Source organism: Binatus sp. (SeqCode) (assembly GCF_049584895.1).
Taxonomy (GTDB): Bacteria; Desulfobacterota; Binatia; order Binatales; family Binataceae; genus Binatus.
Genome location: NZ_JBAUYR010000097.1, coordinates 41,828 through 63,181, shown reverse-complemented (window position 1 = coordinate 63,181; position 21,354 = coordinate 41,828). Strand labels below are relative to the sequence as shown.

The window sequence follows — 21,354 nt, the reverse complement described above, 5'->3', positions numbered from 1 at the left end:
CTATATAAAGGAGCGAACGCGAGCACGCGCGCAATCCAGCCACGCCTCAATCCAAGAGTGAGCAAATGAAAGAAGAACAACTTGCGAAGATTCCGGCCGGAAAACCAGTCGCAAAACCTGCGGCGGTAGTGAAATTGCCAACACCCGCGACGACGTCAGTGCCGAAGTCGACAACCACCCTTGCAGTCGATGTTGGCGGGACTGGAATCAAGGCCGCGGTGCTCGACGAAAAAGGCAAAATGATCACTGAGCGGCAAAAGATCAAGACACCGCATAACGCGACGCCGAAGAAAGTGATCGCCATCATCCAGGAGCTAGCGAAGATGGCCGGCGAGTTCGATCGCGCGTCAATAGGATTCCCCGGCGTGATCAAAAACGGCGTCGTCTATACTGCCGCGAACCTGGGCAAGGGATGGAAAGCGTTCAACCTCGAGAAGGCGCTCAAAAAGGAGCTCAAGGTGCCCGTGCGAATCGCCAACGACGCCGACGTGCAGGGCCTCGGATGCGTCACCGGCCACGGCGTCGAGCTGGTAATCACGCTCGGCACCGGATTCGGATCGGTGCTGTTCGTCGACGGGCATCGGATTCATCTCGAGTTGGGGCATCATCCGTTTCACAACGGCAAGACCTATGAAGATGAGCTCGGCATCAAGGCGTTCCGAAAGAAAGGCAAAAAGAAATGGAACCGGATCCTGGGCGCAGCGATTGACGAGTTGTCAAAGACCTTCAACTACGACCGGCTATACATCGGGGGCGGCAATGCCCCGACCATCGACTTCAAGCTGCCGGAAAACGTCAAGATAGTCAGCAACACCGACGGCCTGCTCGGCGGCATCAAGCTCTGGCAGGATCAGCCCGTCGCGCAGAAAGCTTCATAGCGCAACAATCTTTTTTGACACCTCCGGCAATGCCGTATATCATAATCGATGCATACAATCGTCGAGACTCCCGCTTATCTGGTTGACGCCAGGGCGAATGGACTGACGGAGCGCGAAAGGGAAGCGGTGGTCGAAGCGATCGCGAACAATCCTATAGCTGGTGACGAAATCCGCGGCACCGGTGGCGCCCGCAAAGTCCGCGTCGCAGGTCGTGGCAAGGGAAAGAGCGGTGGATATCGAGTCATCACGTTTTATTCAGGAAAAGACGTTCCGGTCTTTTTGCTGGCGGTCTATCGTAAGGACGAGAAAGCGAATCTGACGAAAGCGGAGAGGAATGAGTTGAAGGGAATTTTACGCGACATCGTTCGTGCGTACAGGAAGGGAGTTAAGCGCCATGTCTAAAATTGGGACGCGGCTTATCGGAGCTGCCAAGGAAGCTCGCGCATTCGCGCGCGGAGAAACTACCGATGGTTTCGTAGTGCATGTGCCGGAAGATGTCGACGTTAAGGCATTGAGAAAAAAGCTGAAGTGCTCGCAATCGGAATTCTCCCGGCGTTTTGGACTTGCGATCGACGCGGTGCAAGATTGGGAGCAACGTCGCAGAAAGCCGGATAGAACAGCCCGCGTGTTTTTGACTGTAATCGCGCGCGAACCGAAGGCGGTTAGCCGAGCACTCGCCCGATGAACCAAAAGCAAGGGAAAACTGGAGACTCTATAGCGACGCCTCCCATTAAATGGATCGTCCGAAGACGCTAGTAATGTCGCTAGCTACCGCGGCGGGCGCGGTACCTTCTTATCAACGCATTCGTTGAGCTGTCGTGCTTTAGGTCGGGTTCCTTCGGGGATTCCAGTTCCGGGATTATTCTTTGCGCCAGGACCTTGCCTAGCTCTACGCCCCATTGGTCGAAGGAGTTTATGTCCCAGATTGTGCCTTGGGTGAAGACGCTGTGTTCGTATAGGGCTACCAGCTTGCCTAGAGTCTCAGGTGTTAGCTGGTCGGCTAGTATAACTGTCGATGGGCGGTTGCCTTCGAATACTCGATGCGGCACTAGCCAGTCTGGAGTGCCTTCGGCTTTTACTTGTTCGGGGGTTTTTCCGAATGCCAGGGCTTCGGCCTGCGCGAATACGTTTGATAGCAGCAGATCGTGATGGCGTCCTAGCGGGTTAAGCGCGCGGCAGAATCCTATGAAGTCGCATGGGACCAGTTTCGTGCCCTGGTGGATTAGCTGGTAGAACGAATGCTGGCCGTTGGTGCCCGGCTCGCCCCAATAGATAGGTCCGGTCTGATAGTCGACGGGCGCGCCTTCGAGGGTTACTTGCTTGCCGTTCGATTCCATCGTTAGCTGCTGCAGATAGGCGGGAAAGCGTTTCAGGTATTGCTCGTAGGGCAGCACCGCGACGGTTTGCGCGTCGAAGAAGTCGTTATACCAGACACCTAGCAGGCCCATCAGGACCGGCAGGTTGCGCGCGAACGGCGCGGTGCGGAAATGCTCGTCGATTGAGTGGAAGCCGGCGAGCATCGCGCGGAAATTGTCCGCGCCAACCGCGATCATCGTGGACAGGCCTATTGCAGAGTCCATCGAATAGCGGCCGCCGACCCAATCCCAGAAGCCGAACATGTTTTTCGTGTCGATGCCGAACTTCGTCACTTCGGCGGCGTTGGTCGAGACCGCGACGAAATGTTTCGCCACCGCTTTTTCGTCGCCGAGAGCCTTGAGACTCCACTCCCGCGCGGTGTGCGCGTTGGTCATCGTCTCGAGCGTGGTGAAAGTCTTCGACGAAATGATAAACAGCGTCTCGGCCGGGTCGAGGTCGCGGGTGGCCTCGGCGAAGTCGGTGCCGTCGACGTTGGAGACGAAGCGCAGGGTCAGGTTGCGGTCACTGTAATGACGCAGCGCTTCGTACGCCATGACTGGACCGAGGTCGGAGCCGCCGATACCTACATTAATGATGTTGCGGATGCGCTTGCCGGTGTGACCTTTCCACGATCCGTCGCGGATGCGCCCGGAAAAGTCCGCCATCCGATCGAGCACCTCGTGAACTTTGGGCACAACGTCGTCGCCGTCGACGCCGATCGACACTCCGCGCGGCGCGCGCAGCGCGATATGCAGCACGGCGCGCTTTTCGGTGACGTTGATCTTCTCGCCACGGAACATCGCGTCGATGCGCCCGCGGAGTCCCACCTCGTCGGCTAGCGCGAGCAGCAGGCGAATCGTCTCGTCGGTCACGCGATGCTTGGAGTAGTCGAAGTACAGACCGGCGGCCTCGACCACGAGGCGCTCGCCGCGCTTTGGATCTTCGTCGAACATCGCGCGCAGATGGCGGCTCCGAATCTGATTGTAATGTTCTTGCAATGCCTTCCATGCGGGTCGATTGGTTAGCGAAATAGATGGTGATGGCATGGGCGTCTCCTTTTACGAACTACAAATGCGGCGCCGCCGGCACCTCGCGCGTGACCCGGCGATGAAAGTCAGCTTCGTGCGCGGATTGGCGCGACAGGCTTTGCGGCGCGAGCATCTGAAACATGATCAGCGCTGCGGGCACGAGATAAAAAATCGAACCGGGCACCCACATGATAGCGCCGGCGACAACCTGGTCGCCAAGAGGCGTGAAACCCGCGACCTGCGGCGAGGTCGCATAGAAAGGATAAATCAGCCGATCGGAAAACATGAAGAGTGCGGCGAGGATGGTGTTCTGTCCGTCTGCCAGTAAGAGATAGGGAAGCATCGCCCATCGCGGCCAGCGCGCGGCGCTTGGCCACGGCTGAATGACCGGATACCAGAACATCAGTGCGGTCGTGAAGAAGCATACGTGCTCGACCACGTGCCATCCGTCGGAGCGGAGCGCGAGCTGAAACGTTGCCGGCAAATGCCATCCCCAGGTTGCGACGACGAATGCTATCCAGCACACCAGCGGATCCGTCAGCCATGCGAAGAATCGGCGTACGACATCTGATCGGAGAATCGGGCCGACGATTGCCCTGGCGATGCGCGGAGGAAGTCCGCGCACGAGTGCGATCGCCGGCGCACCTGCCAGCAGGAGCGACGGTGCGACCAGCATCAGCAACAGATGCTGCGTCATGTGAATTTGCAGCAGCAGGTCGTCGAGCTCCTCGAGCGGCGAGGCGACCGCGATGAAGAGCGCGGCGATCCCCGCCATGAACATCGCGAGTCGCCAGATGGGGAATCGATCAGGCATCTGGCGGTGTAGGCGAGAAAAACCGCGCGCATAAATTCCGGCGGTGATCAGTAGCATCGCGATCGTAGCGATGGGCGGCGTCCACGAATCGAAGGCGGTTTGTATTGCGGAGTTCACTGTGAAATTCAGTAGGTCGATTCTGATGCGGGAATGGCGGGATGCGCCGAATCGCGCGCGGGAGGTTCGCCCGCGGGATGCATCGTGGCGAGGAATGCGACGATCGCGTTGACCTGCGGGGGAGTGAGGTTCTTGCCGTAGGCCGGCATGTTGCCACCGCCTTGAACTATCTGGCGAACGATCTGATCGCGCGTCAGGCGCGTCGCCGTGTCATCGAGTGCCGGACCGCGCATCCCGCCGTTGCCGCCGAGCGAGTGGCAATTGCGGCACTGCTTGCTCTGCACCAGCAGCGCGCCCTGTAGTTCCAGCGGAGTGCGGCCCTTCACGTAATCGATGGGCGTCGGCGCGGCGCTCCAAGCGTCCATCACCGGCGACCACGGCGAGAACGTCCCCAGCCAGGTTAGCGTGGCGATAGTCGTGACGACGAGAATCACGATCACCACTGAGATCGGTCGTCGCCGCCAGCTCTTCTCGCCAGTGGGGGAGATGAAGGGCAACGCGAAGATAAGTCCGATGACGGCGACCGGACCAGTGAGCATCAGGAAGGTCTCGGTCCACGGCGGCAACAGTGCGAACAGCGAGAATAGCCAGAGGAAAAAGAAGTCGGGGCGCGGAACCGTCTGGATGATCGTCGGATCGGGCTGGCCGTTGGGACCGATTGGCCCCTCGACGGCGGCGACGACGAGCAGGCTCAATATGATGAGGCCGGCGAAGACCAGATCCTTTTGCGCCGCGAATGGCATGAACGGTTCGCCGTCTTTGTGTACTAACTCCTGGTACTCTTGCAAGTAGGTATTGCGTCTGACTATTCGACCGGGCATCGGCCATTCGTTAATGCCTAATCGCAATACCAGGAAGAGATGCAGGCCGACGAAGGCGATCAGCAGACCCGGGATCACGAATACGTGCAGCGCGAAGAATCGCGACAGGGTCTCGCCGGCGATGATTGGGCCGCCGAGAATCAGATCGACGACTTTGAAGCCGATGATCGGAGTGCGGCCGGCGATCGACGCGCCGATGCCGAGGCCCCAGTATGCGTTCTGATCGAAGCGAAGCACCTGGCCGGTGAATGCCATGCCGAGCGTGGATAAAAGCAGGACGCATCCGGCGACCCAGGTGAGTTCGCGCGGGAATTTGTACGCGCCGAACAGGAAGACCTGGATCATGTGGATGAACATCAGGGCGACCATGAAGTTGGAGCCCCAACCGTGCAGCGCGCGCAGATACCATCCGAGCGGCTGCTGGTAGTTCAGGTAGATCAGGCTGTCCCAGGCGCGATCGGCGGCGGGCGTGTAGACAGTCGCGAGACAGATGCCGGTGACTACTTGCAAGATGAAGACGACCAGCGTGGCGCTGCCGAAGACGTACCACCAGCTCGCGGAACTGCGCGGAACAGGATGCGCAGCAACCTCGGCAATCGTGCCGCCGACTTGCAGGCGGGCGTCGAGCCATCGCCAGACTGATTTGAGCACGTCGATCATGCTTGCGGCTGGCCCAGCGTCGGCAACTGGCCGGCGTAAATCCAGAGCTGTCCCGCCTCGACCTTGTATTTGTATTGATAGAGCCGTCGCGGCGGAGGTCCCGATGCGTGCCTGCCGTCGGAGTAGAAGACGCCACCGTGACATGGACACATGAACAATTCGGATTCGGCGAACCATCGCACCGGGCATCCAAGATGAGTGCAGTTGATTGCGAAGACCTGGAACTGATCGCCTTCCATCCGGCGCACCCAGCAAGGGATTTTTGCGGTCGCGCCGTCCCACGACTTCTTGAACGGGTTTATATACTCGGCGAGGCGCGTCTGGTTTTCCGGATAGCCAGTCAGTGGGCCGAGCGCTATCCAGTCGAGCCAGGTGAAGCGCCGTGCAGGCGATAGTACGTAGCCGACAATAGGTATTGCGAATAGTGCAGCGGCGATCACATTGATGACTATTCCGATCCGAAATAGGAAATTCCGACGAGTGGTCTTTTCAGCCGATTGAGTCATTTCAATTACTCAGTGCCAACGGAGCGGGACGTTTCGATGCAAGCCACGCGACTACGTCGGAGACTTGTTGGGGAGTTAGCGGTTGTCCGCCGGCGGAACTTTTCCAATCAGGATGGCCGAGCTCGGGGCGTCCCGCGATCACCACCGTGCGCAAGTACTGGTCGCTGACGAGCGCAAGGTATGAAGGATCGACGATGGAACCCGCCGTTCCGCCTTTGCCATCGGGGCCGTGACACGATTGACAGTTCGCCGCGTATACCTGCACGCCATTGTTCGAATCGCCTGGCGTGGAACTGGAATATGGCGGAGCACCCGCGGCAGCATCCGCAGCGCCAGCCCAGCTTTTGCGGATGCCCGCGATCAGAATCTCGATCTGTTGATCAGTCAGCGAACCGCCGGCGCTTTGCGCGAACGGCGGCATCGCAGTGCCGGGAACTCCGTTGGCGACGACGCGGCGCATCGAAGCGTCGTCGATGATCGCGAGATACACGGGATTGTTCATTGCGATTGCGGCGCCCGACTTACCGTCGGCGCCGTGGCATCCAGCGCAATTGTCGCCGTACAGAGTCGCGAAGTCGGTCACATTGGTAGGGCGCAGTGGAAGCTCGGCTTGCGTGGGGCGGCCGGGCAGCGAATCGCACCCTGCGAACAGGATTGCCGTTAGCGCCGCGCTCGCGAGGAGCGATTTGGACTTGCGCGCGTTCAACTTGATGCTAGTCCTTGCGCTCTTCGCCGAGACCAGGCGCCTCGATCCCCGTGCGAACGGCGAATGGCAGATGCTGCAGCGTATGTACGCGCTCTGTTTGATTGACTACGAAACCAGCGACCGCGCCGAACCCAATCTGGCACAGAATGAACCAGCGCCATTCGATGCGCGCGTCGAGCAGCGGATTGATCACGCGTAGCGACGACCACAGCAGACCGGTCCACAGCAGCGGCGCGACGATCGCGGCCCACAGCGCCGGGTAGCGCGGAAACATCGGAAGCATCACGCCGTAGAGCAGTCCAACCAGGATCGAAGCCGAGGCGTGAATTATCAGTGCGACGACGAATGCTTCCGGGATGAATCTGCAAAGCGTCGCCGTGTCGGCGTTGGAGAGATTCGCCATCGCGGTCGCGGCGAGAATGTTGATTGTGTACCAGAGACTGCCGTGAAAAATGACGCCTTGCGCCACAGCGAGAACAGCCATCGCGACGCCGCCCGCGATCCCGCCTTTGATGCCAGCCGAGTACGGATAGATTTCCAGCGGCAGCACAGCGCGATTACCCAGCTCGCCGACTCGCAGATAGTCGACGCCGATTTTTGCGGGAACGATGACTTCCTCGATCGGCGTGACGCGAACCGTCTCGCGATGTTCGACCGGAAGCACTTCGCGAAACCATCCGACGGCGCCGGCGATCGTGAGCACGAAGCCGACCATGCTGACGGTGAAGGCGGTGACGAGGCCGGCAAAGGACAGCGTCAAGCCGATCGCAAAAAGCATCGGCCATGGCGTCGGTGCAGGCACTTCGATTACGTTGTCGCGATTTTCCTGCATAGCCATTGCATTAGCTCATCGACCGATCACGTACACGGTCAGGAATACTACAACCCAAACGGCGTCCACGAAGTGCCAATACCATGAGAGCACATCAGTCCGCTCGATGTGTCGTTCGTTCATGTATCCGCACATAGTCAGTATCAGCACGAGCAGAATAAGTAGTAATCCAACAGTGACGTGGATCGCGTGCAGACCCACTAATGAGTAATAGGTAGTTCCAAAAAGGTTGGTGCGAATCGATAGACCCTCATGGTAGATGAGTCGATGCCATTCGAGGGCCGTGCCGGTCAGGAATTCGGCGCCGAGGGCGAAAGTGACGAACCACCATAGGGCAAAGGTGCCGATCGAACCGGCGCGCAGGGCTCGGATCGCGAGGACGATCGTGATGCTGCTCGAAAGCAGGCAGATGGTATTCAGGATTGGAGGCGACAGGACGTCTTTAGGGTACGGGCCGGTCAGGCTTTTGCCAAGATAAAAGATGTAGGCGACTACGAAAATCGAGAAGAACACGGACTCGGTGAGAATCAGCGCCATAATGCCGACGCGGCCGCGTCGTGGGAGCGTGTCCGCCCAAGTCACTGCGGGAGTGGGCATCACGGTAGGTGCGGCGGCCATTACCTAACCCCTAACCCCTTCCCTCGAGGGAAGGGGGACAATCGCAAATGAGAGAACGCCTTCATTCGTACTTCCAGTCCGGGTCTTCCGGATGTTTAAGGTCCCACAGCGGACGGCGACTGAGTACCTTAGGCGCTTCGGCGAAATTGTATTCCGGTGGTGGTGAGCTCGTTGACCATTCGAGCGTCCAAGCATCCCACGGGTCGTTGCCTGCCCGTTCGCCGGAGCGGAGCGAGCGAACAATATTGATTACTAGTATGAGCACGGCGATGCCCTGGAACAGCGCGCCAATCGACTCAACCAGATTGAGCGTCTCGAGTCCGCGTCCCGGCTGATAGGTATAGATGCGCCGGGGCATCCCGCGCAGTCCCGCAAAGTGCATAGTGTCAAATGTCAGATGAAAGCCTATGAAGAATAGCCAGAAATGCCACCTACCCAATGCCTCACTGAGCATTCGCCCAGTAGCCTTTGGGAACCAATAGTAGATAGCGGCAAAATCCATGAATACAATCGCTCCGACTAGTACATAGTGGAAATGAGCGACGACGAAGTAGGTATCCGTAACTTGCCAATCGAAGGGCGCGACGGCCAACATGATGCCGGTCAGCCCCGCGACGAGAAACTGAAAAATAAATGCGAGGCTGAACAACATCGGCACTTTGAAGCGAAGTTTCCCGCCCCAGATTGTGCCGAGCCAGTTGAAAATCTTGATGCCGGTCGGCACACCTACCAGCATCGAGGAGGCGGCGAAAAACGAGTTGCCGACGGGCGTCATGCCGACCGAGAACATATGATGCGCCCACACGCTCAGGCTCACGAACGCAATCGCGGCCGACGCAGCGACCATGACGCTGTAACCGAAAATCACTTTGCGCGAGAAGACCGGGATGATCTCGGAGGCGAAAGCAAAAGCGGGAATCACCAGGATATAAACTTCGGGATGGCCGAAGATCCAGAAGAAGTGCTGCCACAGTATAGCCGAACCGCCCGCCTGCGTGTCGAAAAAGTGCGCACCGAGGAAGCGATCCAATAGCAGCATCGCCTGCGCGGCTGACAGCGGCGGCAACGCGACCAGCATCTGGAATGCGACGACGACCGCCAGCCACACCAGCACCGGCATCTTGCTGAGCGTCATCCCTTCGCACCGCATGCAGAACGCGCTGGCGATTATGTTGATTGCGGTTGCCGTCGTGCCGACGCTGGTCAGAAAAATACTCAGTATCCAATAATCAGTACTGTTGCCCCGCGAGAACGGCAGCTCGGTGAGCGGTGCGTACGCGAACCATCCGACGTCGGGCGCACTGCCCGCGCCGTAGAGACCGTCGCCGCCGATATAACTGAAGTAGAGGAGAATCGCGCCGAAGAACCACAGCCAGAAGCCGAAGGCGTTGAGCCGCGGGAACGCGAGGTCGCGCGCTCCAATCATCAGGGGCACCAGGTAGTTGAAGAAGCCGGTAAGGATCGGCATCCCAACCAGGAAGACCATCGCGGTGCCATGCATCGTCAGTAGGCGATTGAATACCTGCGGCGGCACGATGGCGCCGTCGGGGAACGCGAGCTGAAGCCGGATCGTCGCAGCTTGCAGGCCGGCTATCAGAAAAAAGAAGAGGCCGCCCCCGATGTACATGAGGCCGAGCCGCTTGTGATCTACCGTGACGACCCACTCGTGCAGCTTACCGAGCAGCGGCAGCGCTTGCGCGTCGTCTATCGCGCCGAGAGCAATCTGCTGATCGATAGTGCCCGCCATGCTCTCATCTCCATCAGCGCAAGGTCGCCAGGTAGGCGACGAGGTCGTCGAGGTCCTTGTCGCCGAGGTTCATCGCCGGCATCAACGCGCCGGGTTTCATGATGCTCGGATCGTTCACCCAGATTTTGAGGTGATCGCGAGTATTCATCGCGACGCCGGCGCCAATCGTCTCGCGAGTCATCAGATGTGTGAGGTCGGGACCGAACCGCCCGTCGGCCTGAGTGCCGCGAATCGTGTGACAGTTTACGCACGCGGTCGATTCGAAGACCTGGCGTCCGTGCACAGCCGACGCGTCCATCGCCGGCGGCTCCTTCTGCGCGGAGACCCATCGATCGAAATCGGCGCGCGGCTCGACGATTACCCGCAGCAACATCATGCCGTGCTCGGTGCCGCAGAACTCGGCGCAATTCCCGAGGTAGGTGCCGGCGACGTGCGGATCGATCCACATCGAATTTTTCTTGTTGGGGATTACGTCAGTCTTGCCCGCCAGGCGAGGGACCCAGAAACTGTGCGCGACGTCAGCCGACTCGAGGTCGAGAAACGTCGGCGTGGGGCTTTTGGGATCGCTGAGCGGGACGTGAAGTTCGTTGGCGGTGACGATGCCGAAGCCGGGATAGCGGAACTCCCACCACCACTGATGCGCTATCACATGGACGCTCAGCGCGCCGGGCGGCCGCGCCCGCGCCTGCACCGTATATATGGTGCGGATCGTGACGAGCGTGAGTACCAATACAATGAGGACGGGGACCGTCGTCCATGCGAACTCGATCGGATTGCTGCCGTAGACCTGCGGCGGTTCGCGGCCGTCGTCGCCCGGGCGGACGCGAAATCGCACGATGCTGTAAACGAGCAGTCCGGCGACAATAAGGAAAATTACCGCCGTGATCGAGATTACAAAGAATGCGACGGTGTTAATTTCGTGAGCAGGGGTCGAAACGGCATCGAAGACGCCGCTCGGGGGAATCTTCGAGTTGGAAGCGCCCATCCCCCAGTCGTCGGCTAATGCGGCAACCGGGGCGCAACCGATAACAGCAATCGTCAGGCACCAGCGCTGCATAAGTGCGTACAAGATTTTCGCAGCTCCCAGACCGCGCGGCCGACCGCGGTTACGCAATTGCGATACTTAGTCAGTTGGCATGACTAGCACAAAACATTTTTTATGACTAAGCGGCCCAGGAACGCCGAAGAGTTGGGCGAGCCAGAGCTCAGTTCGAGTTGGCCGATACGATCGCGTGGTCCCCGCGCGGCAGAATCATTACTTCGGACATCCGAGTCTCGGGATCCAGCCTGATGAAGTAGGCGGGGAAGCCGGTCTCAGCGACGGCCACATTGGTGCGCGCGTCGCAACCGCATCGAGCCACCATCGCGTCGTTGATAGTGGCAAGTCGGTCGAGGCTGAGCGCGACCACCGGCAAGTTCGCTTCGTCGACCGAAAGATTAAGCGTCGAGTCCTTAATTTCTACGTTCGACACCAGTGCGGTTCCCGAAACCGTCGAAGTCATGACCACCCACTGGTCGAATTGGCTCGGACTCATCTTTGCGACCTTCGGATGGTTTTTGCGTGCCTCGGCGATGGCGCCTCCGAGCGAATGCTTCTTGGCCACCGAATCCGCGAACACCTGCGTATCTGCCAGCGTCCAGATTTCCTTCGACCATCGCGCAACCGTTGCGGGATCGGCTCCAGGCATCCGCTGATAGTCAGTGGCTGCGCTCTCGGCGTCGGCCAGGTCACGCTCGGTCAGGGCGGCTTCTACTAACTGCGTATCCTTGAGGCGCTCGGCCTCGTCGATTTGCGCGACTATCGAAGCGCTCTGGCTGCCCGGCTCCTTCGCGGCGTCCATGCACACGCCGCGTTGCTCGGCCAGCGTGTAAGTCGGCCGCCCGATCTTGAAATCGCATAGACATAGATCGTCCTTCACCTCGATCCGCTCGCTCTCGCTCAGGTCCGTGCGGGCCGACAGAACGACCAGTTCTTGACGCGCTGCCGGATAATTGGCGGCGGCAATTTGGCTGCGCGCCGAGGTCAGTGCCGACGGTGCGCATGCTGACAGCGCAACGGCGAGCGCGATCGCAACTACCTCTTGGCCCGCAATTCGCAGGAAAGGGCAGGGCAGAATCGAAGTGCGATTTTGGCCAAGCATGACCCGATTATGGCAAAGGAGACAGCCGATTGCCTACCCAAAAAGACCAGAAATGGAACGCCGCTCCGGCGACTGAATCATTCGATGTACCGCGCCGCGACCAGCGGTGTCAGATTGGCTCGTTTACGATTTGCCCTGCGTGGCTATGCGGTCTTTCGCTCGCATCGGCTGCTGGCACAAGTGGTGCACCTAAGACTCACAGCAAGGCACGCAGCTGAATACTGAACCGAGCGCAGGTTGAACTTGGACAAGAGGGGTTGTCGCAGAAATCAAGTCAGTTCGGCAGGCAACACATCCGGTTCGATTAACTGTCCGGCTGGTGTGAAACAAATCGATTGCGCTGACTAAACGCGCAAAGGAGGACATCAAAAATGAACTACATCAACAAACTCATGGTTCGGGTCCGCGAAAGCAAAAAGGGACAGACGATGACTGAGTATGTGCTGATTATCGCGGCCATCGCTGTGGCCGGGTACATCGCGTACCAGGGCCTCGAAGGCGGAATCAACACGATCATCTCTAACGTGACCGCCACCCTGAAGGGTGCGTAGACCACTGGCCTTTCGCAAACCAGTCGCGGATGCGCCGACGCAAACGCGAAAGAAGGACATCGACGATGAAATATTTCGACCAATTCGTCAGTCGCGTCCGCGAAAGCCAGAAGGGTCAGACGATGACTGAGTATGTGCTGATTATCGCGGCGATCGCGGTGGCCGGCTACATCGCGTACCAGGGCCTCGAAGGCGGAATCAACACGATCATCGCCAACGTGACCGCGAGTCTGACGGGTGCGTGAGAATAGCCCTCAACCCTGCGCAGCCGAATACAAGCCGCGTGGGACAGGCGGCGGAGACTTAAGTCTCCGCCGCGCAAAATCCTGAGGTTGAGGCGGAAGTGCGATCGATTGAATTTTGCGCGTGGGGGCCAGTTGAAAAGTCGGGATCGACTGGTCGCGCAAACCGGGGGCCAAGCAGGGGGCATAGATGAAACGACCGATAGTGTTCGTAATCCTGGCCGCGTTGGGCGCGATGCTGGCCGCGATTGTGGTCTTCTCCGCAATCAGAAAACGCGAGTCCGAAGTCCAGCGCGCGATGGCCCAAACCGTCGAAATCGTCGTCGCTGCAAACGATATTCCGCTCGGCACCAAGCTCGAGCCCGATTCCGTCAAGCTCGTTCGATGGTCGCGCGACAGCGTTCCGCAGGGCGGTTTCACCGATCCGCAGGCGATCGCAGACTCGTTCGCCAAGACCGAGTTCGAAGCCAATGAACCGATTGTCGCCAGCAAGCTCTTCATGGGCGAAAAAACCTCCGGCGTTATGCCACTGCTGATTCCACCCGGGATGCGTGCGATGTCGGTCCCGGTCGACGAGGTCTCGGACATTGCCGGCTTCGTTGCGCCGCACACCCGCGTCGACATCCTGGTCGCCGTTGCGGGCACCGGTCCGGGCGAGCCTTCATTCTCGCGCATCGTTCTGCAGAACATCGAAGTTCTGGCAGTCGCGCAGGAAATCGAACACCTCAAGGACCAGCCTGAAGTGGTCAAAGTCGTCACCTTGCTGGTGACTCCGCCCGACGCCGAAAAACTCACCCTGGCCAGCCGCGAGGGACTGCTGCGCCTGGCGATGCGCAATTACAGCGACGCCAAAATCGTCGCGACCAAGGGAATCGGACTGCCCGATCTGCTCCATGAAGGTGGCGGAATACCCGCCTCAACCTTGCCCGTGATGCAAATACAACCGGCGCCGGGTCTGACCGCTCGTCCCGCGCACGGACCCACCGCTTTTCGAATCGAAGTGATGCGCGACGGCAAGTCGTCAGAGGCGATTTCCTTTGTCCATTCCGGCGCGGGCACACATTCATCTTTCCAGGCCCATCAGGACACGCCCGCCCTTTCGGAACCGCCGATGCCCGCGGCGCCGGCAGAGCCGGACAATAATGCGCCTGAATCTCCAGTCTCGTCGGTGAAGCCGGTCTGGTCGGCGAGCTTCGCCGAGCCGCCGCCGAGTGCATTCGCAGCAGTTCGAAGCGACGCAATCGACGGCCACGCCATGACCGATGTCGCGCCGCTCAGACCGGGGGATCGGGGTTACGTGCCAGCGCCAAAGACCTATCAGGTTCCATGATCGCAGGTGGCTAAAGGGGGAAAGGCCATGAGGAGATGCAAAAACAGATACGTAAACATTCTGTCGGCAGAAAGAATCTGTCGGCTACTCGCGGCCGCCGGATTGATTCTGATCGTCAGCGCGGCAAGCGTATCGGCGCAGGCAAAAGACCCGTCCGATTGGGTGCCGGTTTCGATGAACGCAGGCGAGACCTACGTGATCAACGATATCAAACCGGGCACCAAACCGTCGTTTAAGGTCGAGCAAAATCCAAATGCCTTCGTCAGCTACGACTCGCCGCCGGGCAAGCTCACGATGCTGAGTGCTGGCGCGGGGCGTTGGATAGTTACCGTCACCAATAGGTCGGATCGCGAAGTCAGCTACGACGTCAATGCGTTCGCTGTTGCCAAACCCGGCGCGCCGCTTACCCCCGGCAAAGCGCCGCCCTCGATTAGCGATGAGGGACTAAACTCGCGGCCGGGAGCGGCGCCGTCAACCTCGACGTCCTCTGCAACGCCGGAGTTGGGAACCATTTCTTCACTGCGCGCGACTCCATCAGTAGCTTCACCTTACACCGCGACGGTCGCCGACAAAGCGCCCATTTCTTATGATGACGCCTCATGGAATGTGCCGCCTCAGCCGGATAAGGGTTCTCAGCCTTATGAGCCGCGCCAATCGGTTGCACCGTCCGCAATCAGCACGGCTCGTTATCGAAACGATCCGTCGGTCGTGGATCCAGGCCGGGGATACCTGAGCGACAGTGTCTCCGGCGGAAAGCACTATCTGCCGGAGGAAGCCGTATCGCTCATGATCGGCACCTCCGAGGTAATCGATTTTCAGCACCGCATCACGCGAGTTTCCGTCGCCGACTCCAAGATTGCCGATGTGCAGGTGATCGATCCGTTCCAGCTCAATCTAATCGCTCATCAGCCCGGCTTCACGACGCTCGCCATTTGGGACGCCGAAGGCCGCTACGACGAACGCACGGTTCGAGTCGACGCCAGCGGCAAACAGCAGGTGATGCTCAACACTATTGTAGCCGAACTCGACCGCACTGAACTCGAGAACCAGGGAGTTGACCTGTCGGTCGCGCTCACCAAAATCGGCATCTCGCTGGTCGGTCTGCCTGGCGCGGTCGCCACGCCCTACAACGCAGCCAGCACTCTTCAGAGCTCGGCTTCGGCAGGAGCGTTGTCCGGCACTACCTCACCGAGCGGAATCTTGCCCGGTCCCGGCCAGTTGATTCCAATGCTGCTGTCACCGAACCTGACCTATGGACTCTCTGCGGGAAACTCGAACGTTCAATGGCAGGGATTCTTTCAGTTTATCGAGACTCACAACCTCGGCAAAGTTCTGGCGGAGCCGCATCTGCTGGCGAACTCGGGAGAAAAAGCCAAATTCCTATCGGGTGGCGAAATACCCATCGTCATTGCCCAGGCGCTGAACTCGACCATCGTATTCAAAACCTTCGGCACCTCGGTCGAGTTCATCCCGACCGTCGTAGGCCGCGACGATATCGAGCTGATTGTGAAACCCGAGGTCTCGGAACCGGATTATACGCACGGCGTCGAGCTCTTCGGCTTCACCGTTCCGGCCTTCGTAACCCGGCGGGCCGAGACGATGGCCCGACTCAAGGACCGCCAGACGCTCATCATCGCCGGGCTGATTCTTCATGAAAAAGTCTCTCAGGTGCAGAAGGTGCCTTATCTGGGAGACATCCCCTATCTGGCCGGTCTTTTCCGCAACACCTCTTGGTCGAACAAGGAAAGCGACCTCGTCATGAGCGTGACGCCCGAGATAGTCCGCCCGCTGCCCCCAACTGGCCAGGTATACCTGCCCACCGGTCGCTCCGAGTTAACTCCAGACGAGATCAGGACCCAGACCCTCGTGCCGCCGGACGCGGCCCGTCCTCGATTCTAGAACGCATACTCAAGGGAGAGAGTGAGTGCCATTTAACGGTTCAAACGGCGAGAGTCGTCGCAGCTCGATGAAAGTCATGCTAGTCGGCGATCCCGGCGACGAACGCACCCAGCTCAAAGCGGTTCTGGCGGGATTGGTTGAACCTCAACTCGAGATTGTCGAGGGTGAGGCTGCCACCGCCGCCAATCTTTCCGAGAATGCCTCCGTGCCGCCGGACGCAACCCTGGTGATAGTCAACGGCAACGAGGAAGCCGCCTTGAGCTTTCTCCAAAGCCAGTCGCTCCATTCGCCGCGCCCGACCCTGCTCGCATTGTTGAGCGCGCGCTCACCCGGTCTGATGAAGCGGGCGTTGCGCTCCGGCGCCGACGAAATTCTGTTCATCCCACTCGACCCTGGCGAGGCCACCCGCGCCTTGCTGAAAGTAAGCGAGGCCCGTTGGCGCACCGAGCGCCGCGAAGGTGGCATCGTCATTTCCGTCACCAGCCTGGTCGGCGGTGTCGGGGTGACTTCGCTCGCTGCCAACCTCGCTTTGGCGCTCGAGTCGTTGCATCAGCGCGTGGCGTTGGTCGATCTCGATCTTCAGACCGGAGGTCTCGCGGTTTTTCTCAACCTCGATCCCGAAGTGACAATCATGCCGCTGGTGCGCCTCGAGCATAAGCTCGACTCGATCCAGCTCGAATCCGCCTTGACCAAGCATTCGTCAGGCGTCTGCCTGCTGGCCGCGCCCAAGCGAATCGAAGAAGGCGAACTGGTCTCGGACATTACGGTCGGCACGGTGCTCGACCTGACGCGCCAGTTGTTCGACTACGTTATCGTCGATTGCGGCGACCACGTCGACGAGAACGGGGTTGCCGCGTGGGAGCGCTCCGACCACCTGTTTTACGTGCTCAATCAGTCGATCGCGGCGGCCCGATCCGCATGGCGATTCATCGACCTGTTCGAGCGCCTGGGGCTGACTACGCTCGAGCCGCACTTCGTCCTCGATCGCTACCGGCCGTCGCATCCGTTGACCGAAAAGGCCATCGAATCGACTCTCGCCAAGCCCATCTACGCCAGGATTCCGGCCGACGATCGCACCTTCGAAACGATCGAGATGAAAGCGCAGGACCTCTTCCAGGTCGCGCCATCGTCCGCCGTCGCGCGCGCGATGCTCGATCTGGCCGCTCTCGTAATGCCGCATACGGAACAGGCTGCGCTGCCTGAAACATTCATCTCGCGGCTCAAATCCGCCTTCGTCACGCATCAAAGTCGATGAGGTATGCAAGATGGGACTGACTGACAGGCTCCAGCATGTTAGCACCGGCGGACGCCCGCCTGAGACTGCCTCCGGCGGCGGTTCGCTCATCGGCGCGACCGTCCGCCGCCGCAAGGACGCGATTGCGGATAGCTCGCGCCGCTTGAAGGTCAAGGTTCACAACAAGCTGTTCGAAACCATCGACGTCTCCAAGCTCGAGACCCTCGAGCCCGCGATGGTTTCCAGCAAGGTTACCGCCGCCATCAACGACATCCTTAACGAGGACGGCCGTCTGCTGACCGACGCCGACCGCGGCCGGCTGGTCGAGGAACTCAAGAACGAACTGCTCGGCCTCGGCCCGCTCGAGCCGCTGCTCCGCGACGACGAAATCACCGACATCCTCGTCAACGGCCACAACCAGGTCTACGTCGAAAAGCGCGGCAAGCTCTACGGCACCGACGTGGTCTTCCAGGACGACGCCCATCTGATGCTGATCATCGATCGCATCGTCTCTCGGGTTGGCCGCCGCGTCGACGAATCATCGCCGATGGTCGATGCGCGATTGCCCGACGGCTCGCGTATCAACACCATCATACCGCCACTCGCGCTCGACGGGCCGGCGCTGTCAATCCGGCGTTTCGGGAAGCATCGCTTCGACATCGGCGCGCTGGTCGAAAGAGACGCGCTCACCTGGGACCTGGTCGAGTTTCTGCTCGCCGTCGTTCGCGCACGCCTGAACGTAATCGTCTGCGGAGGTACCGGCTCGGGCAAGACCACGATGCTCAATTGTCTGTCCGCGTTCGTCCCCGAAAACGAACGTATCGTCACCATCGAGGATTCTGCCGAACTGTCCCTGCAACAGCCTCACGTGGTGCGGCTCGAGACGCGGCCGTCCAACCTCGAAGGCCGCGGCGAAGTCACCCAGCGCGACCTGGTCAAGAATTGTCTCCGAATGCGCCCCGACCGAATCGTTGTCGGCGAGGTTCGCGGCGCGGAAGTCTTCGATATGTTGCAGGCCATGTCCACTGGCCATGACGGTTCTATCGCAACCATCCACGCCAATAGCCCGCGCGAATGCTTGGGCCGGCTCGAGATGATGATGCTGTTGTCGGGCGTTTCGATTCCGCAGCGCGCGATGCGGCAGCAGATCGCCTCGGCCATCAACATAATTGTTCACGTCAGCCGCCTGTCCGACGGTTCGCGCAAGGTCATGAAAATCTCCGAGATCAGCGGCATGGAAGGCGAGATGATTATGATGCAGGACTTGTTCGAATTTGTCCGCGCCGACACTACCGCAGCGGGAAAAATCAACGGCGCCTTTCAATCCACCGGCATCCGTTCTTCCTACACGCAGCGCCTCGAAACAGCCGGCTACAAAACCGAGTCGAAAGTCATCAAAACCGCCGCCCGATGAACCGCGAAGACCTGCAGATCCCGGCTGCCGTCGCCGGCTTCGTGCTGGTTGCCTGCGCGCTATGGTTCTTGCGCCGCGACGTCCGTCCCGGCGTAAACCGCAACGTGATGCGACGCATGTCGCGTCCGGACCTCGGCCTCGAAGGCGGTATCACTAAAACCGATTCTCGCCGGTTGACTGGGCGTGAGTTCCTGACCCGGTTTTACGGGCTCAATCTGCTTCAAAAGCTCGAGGAAAACTTATGGCAGGCGGGAATCTATGCGCGCATCGCCGACGTCCTGCTCGTGATCCTGCTGATGTTTACGGCGGGCCTGTTTGCGGGTGAAGCCATTTGGGGACGGGAACTCGTCTCGATAGCGATCGGCGCGGCAATGGGAAGTCTACCGATTGTCTATATCCGCATCCGCAGACAGCGGCGTCTCAAGGCATTCGCCAAACAACTGCCCTATGCACTCGATTTGATCAAATCGTCGCTCGAAGCCGGCCATTCCCTGCTGCGCGGATTGCAAGTCGTGGTGGCGGAGTTTGCCGATCCGATTGCAACCGAATTCCGTTCCGCTATCGAACAGAGCCGCCTCGGCCTGCCTCTCCCGCGCGCACTCGAAGAGATGCTCAAGCGCGTGCCGCAGGACGATCTCCGCCTTCTGGTAGTAGCGGTGCGCGTACAAGCGGAAGTCGGCAGCTCGCTGGCGATCATACTCGGCCGCCTGTCGGAAATAGTTCGCACTCGGCAGCGGCTGCAGCAGCAAATCAAGGCTCTCACCGCTCAATCCAAAATGAGCGGGATACCGGTCGGGTTCCTGCCGATCGTAATGCTGGCGGCTTTCAGCGTCATTCAGCCAAGCTACACCAACACGCTCTTCTTCGATCCAAGTGGCCAGAAGATTCTCGAAGTCGCCGCCGTGCTCGACGTCCTCGCGTTTCTTTCAATTCGTAAGTTGCTGAAAGTGAAGTACTGAGGATCGCCATGCCGGCAATCTATGCAAGTCTGACCGTGTTTCTCTTGTTCGGTGCAGTCTCGGTCGCGATTTACGCCGCCATCTACGGAATCAATCGCCCGTTTGACGATCGCATCGCCGAGATCGGCGTCAAGATGCGCGTTGCATACGGAAATCCAGACAACGTGGACATGGATTCCGATACTTTCGCCAACTCGCTTTTCCGATGGGTCGCTAAACATCTTCCCGAACCCGCGATGAACACTCCGGAGCGCGAGAAGCTCTCGCAGACCTTGGTTCGCGCCGGCTTTCCGGGGTCAAGCGCCGTCCGAACCTTTCACTTCGCCCGTCTCGCATCGACTGCCGGAACCGCGCTTATCGCGATGGTGGTCTCGATAGCTTTTGGTCTCCACGGCATCAAGCCGCTCATAGTAATGTTGATTGGCGCGGGCGTTGGCGCGTTCGCCCCGAGCTACTACATCGGTCGCAGAGCCAGGAGCCGCCGCGATAAAATCGCCAGCCAACTCTCCGACGTTTTGGATTTGCTGGTTGTATGCGTCGAAGCCGGCCTCGGCCTCAGCGAAGCGATCAAGATAGTCGGCTCCGAATCGCTCCGCCAAAAGCAGGAGATAGGGGCCGAACTCTCGATGGTGTCCGGCGAGCTCGCTGCCGGCAGCACGCTGGGCCAGGCGCTCAGGAGTTTCGCCGATCGCACCGCCGTCGAAGACATCCGGCCGCTCGCGGCCACGCTGGTGCAAAGCGAAAAGCTTGGCGCGCAAATCGGCCCTGCACTGCGGTCGATCTCGGACACGATGCGCACCACCCGCCGGCTCCGCGCCGAAGAAGCCGCCGCAAAAACCACCGTCAAGATTCTCTTTCCGCTCGTGCTCTTCATCCTGCCCGCAATGATGGCTGTGATCGTCGGCCCCGCGATGATTCAAATCATGCGCGCCCTCACCGGCGTCCACACCCAATAGCGACCCTCGCTCTTGACCCGGGCGGATCGGCACAATACCGATCGGATCATGGCTGATTCGGAACCGCGCAGGCGGGCCCTCGAGTTGTGGAACGAGGCGATGCGCTTTCACATGAACCACGATCTCGATCGCGCCGTCGAGCTCTACACAAAATCGATTGAGGTCTTCCCTACTGCGGAGGCCTACACCTTTCGGGGATGGGCGTTCGAGGGAATGGGCCGCATCGACGACGCTATCGCCGAATGCCATCGAGCCATCGAAATCGATCCCGCCTTTGGCAATCCGTACAACGATATCGGCGCCTATCTTATCGCCAAGGGTGAGCTTGATGAGGCGATCCTATGGCTCGAGAAAGCCAAGACCGCGCCGCGCTACGATCCGCGTCACTTTCCGTTCATGAATCTGGGCCGCATCTACGCTGCCAAGGGAATGGTGAAGCGGGCGATCGACGAGTTCGAAGGCGCGCTAAAATTCGCGCCCGGTGATCCAATTTGTGTTTCTTCGCTGGCGCAACTCCGCGCCTTGTTGAATTGAACCATCGACGC

21 protein-coding genes are annotated in these 21,354 nt (G+C 59.7%); 11 read left to right on the top strand and 10 right to left on the bottom strand.

The window, feature by feature from the left end; all coding sequences use genetic code 11:
- Positions 1 to 65 precede the first annotated feature (65 nt).
- Entirely contained in the window at positions 66 to 878 is an 813-nt protein-coding gene (locus tag WB650_RS16935; RefSeq protein WP_422302031.1) for an ROK family protein, read from the top strand.
- A gap of 48 nt (positions 879 to 926) precedes the next feature.
- The gene (locus WB650_RS16930; protein WP_422302033.1) at positions 927 to 1,280 is read left to right on the top strand and encodes a type II toxin-antitoxin system RelE/ParE family toxin; all 354 of its coding nucleotides are present in this window, start codon (positions 927 to 929) and stop codon (positions 1,278 to 1,280) included.
- A 362-nt stretch (positions 1,281 to 1,642) separates the two neighbouring features.
- On the opposite strand, the gene pgi is transcribed toward WB650_RS16930, so the two are convergent.
- The 10 genes from pgi to WB650_RS16880 all read right to left on the bottom strand — a co-directional run bounded on the left by pgi (position 1,643) and on the right by WB650_RS16880 (position 12,224).
- Positions 1,643 to 3,280: a glucose-6-phosphate isomerase gene (pgi, locus tag WB650_RS16925; RefSeq protein WP_423961306.1), complete on the bottom strand. Its 1,638-nt coding sequence runs from the start codon at positions 3,278 to 3,280 to the stop codon at positions 1,643 to 1,645.
- A 19-nt stretch (positions 3,281 to 3,299) separates the two neighbouring features.
- Positions 3,300 to 4,133: a cytochrome c oxidase assembly protein gene (locus WB650_RS16920; RefSeq protein WP_423961316.1), complete on the bottom strand. Its 834-nt coding sequence runs from the start codon at positions 4,131 to 4,133 to the stop codon at positions 3,300 to 3,302.
- A 68-nt stretch (positions 4,134 to 4,201) separates the two neighbouring features.
- Positions 4,202 to 5,674, bottom strand: coding sequence for a cytochrome b N-terminal domain-containing protein (locus tag WB650_RS16915; RefSeq protein WP_423961304.1), 1,473 nt, complete (start codon positions 5,672 to 5,674; stop codon positions 4,202 to 4,204).
- Positions 5,671 to 6,180 carry a ubiquinol-cytochrome c reductase iron-sulfur subunit gene (locus WB650_RS16910; protein ID WP_423961303.1) on the bottom strand — a complete coding sequence of 170 codons (510 nt, stop codon included), beginning with the start codon at positions 6,178 to 6,180 and terminating at the stop codon, positions 5,671 to 5,673. Before WB650_RS16910 ends, WB650_RS16915 begins: the two co-directional genes overlap by 4 nt.
- Position 6,181: 1 nt before the next feature.
- Complete coding sequence (locus tag WB650_RS16905; RefSeq protein WP_422305748.1) at positions 6,182 to 6,886, bottom strand: cytochrome c; 705 nt, start codon at positions 6,884 to 6,886, stop codon at positions 6,182 to 6,184.
- A gap of 7 nt (positions 6,887 to 6,893) precedes the next feature.
- Positions 6,894 to 7,724 carry a hypothetical protein gene (locus tag WB650_RS16900; protein ID WP_422305747.1) on the bottom strand — a complete coding sequence of 277 codons (831 nt, stop codon included), beginning with the start codon at positions 7,722 to 7,724 and terminating at the stop codon, positions 6,894 to 6,896.
- A 9-nt stretch (positions 7,725 to 7,733) separates the two neighbouring features.
- On the bottom strand, positions 7,734 to 8,336 hold the full coding sequence (locus WB650_RS16895) for a cytochrome c oxidase subunit 3 (RefSeq protein ID WP_422305746.1): 603 nt from the start codon (positions 8,334 to 8,336) through the stop codon (positions 7,734 to 7,736).
- Between the two features lie 61 nt (positions 8,337 to 8,397).
- Positions 8,398 to 10,083 (bottom strand): cytochrome c oxidase subunit I, encoded by a 1,686-nt coding sequence (gene ctaD / locus WB650_RS16890; RefSeq protein WP_422305745.1) that lies wholly within the window; start codon positions 10,081 to 10,083, stop codon positions 8,398 to 8,400.
- 13 nt (positions 10,084 to 10,096) lie between these two features.
- Complete coding sequence (gene coxB, locus WB650_RS16885) at positions 10,097 to 11,152, bottom strand: cytochrome c oxidase subunit II (RefSeq protein ID WP_422305743.1); 1,056 nt, start codon at positions 11,150 to 11,152, stop codon at positions 10,097 to 10,099.
- Between the two features lie 136 nt (positions 11,153 to 11,288).
- Positions 11,289 to 12,224: a hypothetical protein gene (locus WB650_RS16880; protein ID WP_422305741.1), complete on the bottom strand. Its 936-nt coding sequence runs from the start codon at positions 12,222 to 12,224 to the stop codon at positions 11,289 to 11,291.
- A 371-nt stretch (positions 12,225 to 12,595) separates the two neighbouring features.
- On the opposite strand from WB650_RS16880, the gene WB650_RS16875 reads away from it, so the two are divergent.
- From WB650_RS16875 to WB650_RS16835, 9 genes are all read left to right on the top strand, one after another.
- Entirely contained in the window at positions 12,596 to 12,775 is a 180-nt protein-coding gene (locus tag WB650_RS16875; protein WP_422305739.1) for a Flp family type IVb pilin, read from the top strand.
- Between the two features lie 65 nt (positions 12,776 to 12,840).
- Positions 12,841 to 13,020 carry a Flp family type IVb pilin gene (locus WB650_RS16870; RefSeq protein ID WP_422305737.1) on the top strand — a complete coding sequence of 60 codons (180 nt, stop codon included), beginning with the start codon at positions 12,841 to 12,843 and terminating at the stop codon, positions 13,018 to 13,020.
- A 187-nt stretch (positions 13,021 to 13,207) separates the two neighbouring features.
- Complete coding sequence (gene cpaB, locus WB650_RS16865; protein WP_422305735.1) at positions 13,208 to 14,347, top strand: Flp pilus assembly protein CpaB; 1,140 nt, start codon at positions 13,208 to 13,210, stop codon at positions 14,345 to 14,347.
- Positions 14,348 to 14,374: 27 nt separating this feature from the next.
- Positions 14,375 to 16,246, top strand: a complete 1,872-nt coding sequence (locus WB650_RS16860) for a pilus assembly protein N-terminal domain-containing protein (protein WP_422305733.1) — start codon at positions 14,375 to 14,377, stop codon at positions 16,244 to 16,246.
- Between the two features lie 67 nt (positions 16,247 to 16,313).
- The gene (locus WB650_RS16855; RefSeq protein ID WP_422305731.1) at positions 16,314 to 17,501 is read left to right on the top strand and encodes an AAA family ATPase; all 1,188 of its coding nucleotides are present in this window, start codon (positions 16,314 to 16,316) and stop codon (positions 17,499 to 17,501) included.
- Between the two features lie 10 nt (positions 17,502 to 17,511).
- On the top strand, positions 17,512 to 18,894 hold the full coding sequence (locus WB650_RS16850) for a CpaF family protein (RefSeq protein WP_423961298.1): 1,383 nt from the start codon (positions 17,512 to 17,514) through the stop codon (positions 18,892 to 18,894).
- Positions 18,891 to 19,853, top strand: coding sequence for a type II secretion system F family protein (locus tag WB650_RS16845; RefSeq protein ID WP_423961296.1), 963 nt, complete (start codon positions 18,891 to 18,893; stop codon positions 19,851 to 19,853). Before WB650_RS16850 ends, WB650_RS16845 begins: the two co-directional genes overlap by 4 nt.
- Before the next feature lie 8 nt (positions 19,854 to 19,861).
- Positions 19,862 to 20,809, top strand: coding sequence for a type II secretion system F family protein (locus WB650_RS16840; protein WP_422305725.1), 948 nt, complete (start codon positions 19,862 to 19,864; stop codon positions 20,807 to 20,809).
- A 48-nt stretch (positions 20,810 to 20,857) separates the two neighbouring features.
- Complete coding sequence (locus WB650_RS16835) at positions 20,858 to 21,343, top strand: tetratricopeptide repeat protein (protein ID WP_422305723.1); 486 nt, start codon at positions 20,858 to 20,860, stop codon at positions 21,341 to 21,343.
- The last annotated feature ends 11 nt before the right edge of the window (positions 21,344 to 21,354 follow it).

Coding starts and splice junctions, on each gene's coding strand:
- WB650_RS16855 (WP_422305731.1), top strand. CDS start 16,314: ATGAAAGTCATGCTAGTCGGCGATCCCGGCGACGAACGCACCCAGCTC.
- WB650_RS16840 (WP_422305725.1), top strand. CDS start 19,862: ATGCCGGCAATCTATGCAAGTCTGACCGTGTTTCTCTTGTTCGGTGCA.
- WB650_RS16915 (WP_423961304.1), bottom strand. CDS start 5,674: ATGATCGACGTGCTCAAATCAGTCTGGCGATGGCTCGACGCCCGCCTG.
- WB650_RS16895 (WP_422305746.1), bottom strand. CDS start 8,336: ATGGCCGCCGCACCTACCGTGATGCCCACTCCCGCAGTGACTTGGGCG.
- pgi (WP_423961306.1), bottom strand. CDS start 3,280: ATGCCATCACCATCTATTTCGCTAACCAATCGACCCGCATGGAAGGCA.
- WB650_RS16835 (WP_422305723.1), top strand. CDS start 20,858: ATGGCTGATTCGGAACCGCGCAGGCGGGCCCTCGAGTTGTGGAACGAG.
- WB650_RS16845 (WP_423961296.1), top strand. CDS start 18,891: ATGAACCGCGAAGACCTGCAGATCCCGGCTGCCGTCGCCGGCTTCGTG.
- WB650_RS16860 (WP_422305733.1), top strand. CDS start 14,375: ATGAGGAGATGCAAAAACAGATACGTAAACATTCTGTCGGCAGAAAGA.
- ctaD (WP_422305745.1), bottom strand. CDS start 10,083: ATGGCGGGCACTATCGATCAGCAGATTGCTCTCGGCGCGATAGACGAC.
- WB650_RS16900 (WP_422305747.1), bottom strand. CDS start 7,724: ATGGCTATGCAGGAAAATCGCGACAACGTAATCGAAGTGCCTGCACCG.
- WB650_RS16935 (WP_422302031.1), top strand. CDS start 66: ATGAAAGAAGAACAACTTGCGAAGATTCCGGCCGGAAAACCAGTCGCA.
- WB650_RS16910 (WP_423961303.1), bottom strand. CDS start 6,180: ATGACTCAATCGGCTGAAAAGACCACTCGTCGGAATTTCCTATTTCGG.
- WB650_RS16920 (WP_423961316.1), bottom strand. CDS start 4,133: ATGCTACTGATCACCGCCGGAATTTATGCGCGCGGTTTTTCTCGCCTA.
- WB650_RS16870 (WP_422305737.1), top strand. CDS start 12,841: ATGAAATATTTCGACCAATTCGTCAGTCGCGTCCGCGAAAGCCAGAAG.
- WB650_RS16880 (WP_422305741.1), bottom strand. CDS start 12,224: ATGCTTGGCCAAAATCGCACTTCGATTCTGCCCTGCCCTTTCCTGCGA.
- WB650_RS16850 (WP_423961298.1), top strand. CDS start 17,512: ATGGGACTGACTGACAGGCTCCAGCATGTTAGCACCGGCGGACGCCCG.
- WB650_RS16875 (WP_422305739.1), top strand. CDS start 12,596: ATGAACTACATCAACAAACTCATGGTTCGGGTCCGCGAAAGCAAAAAG.
- WB650_RS16930 (WP_422302033.1), top strand. CDS start 927: ATGCATACAATCGTCGAGACTCCCGCTTATCTGGTTGACGCCAGGGCG.
- cpaB (WP_422305735.1), top strand. CDS start 13,208: ATGAAACGACCGATAGTGTTCGTAATCCTGGCCGCGTTGGGCGCGATG.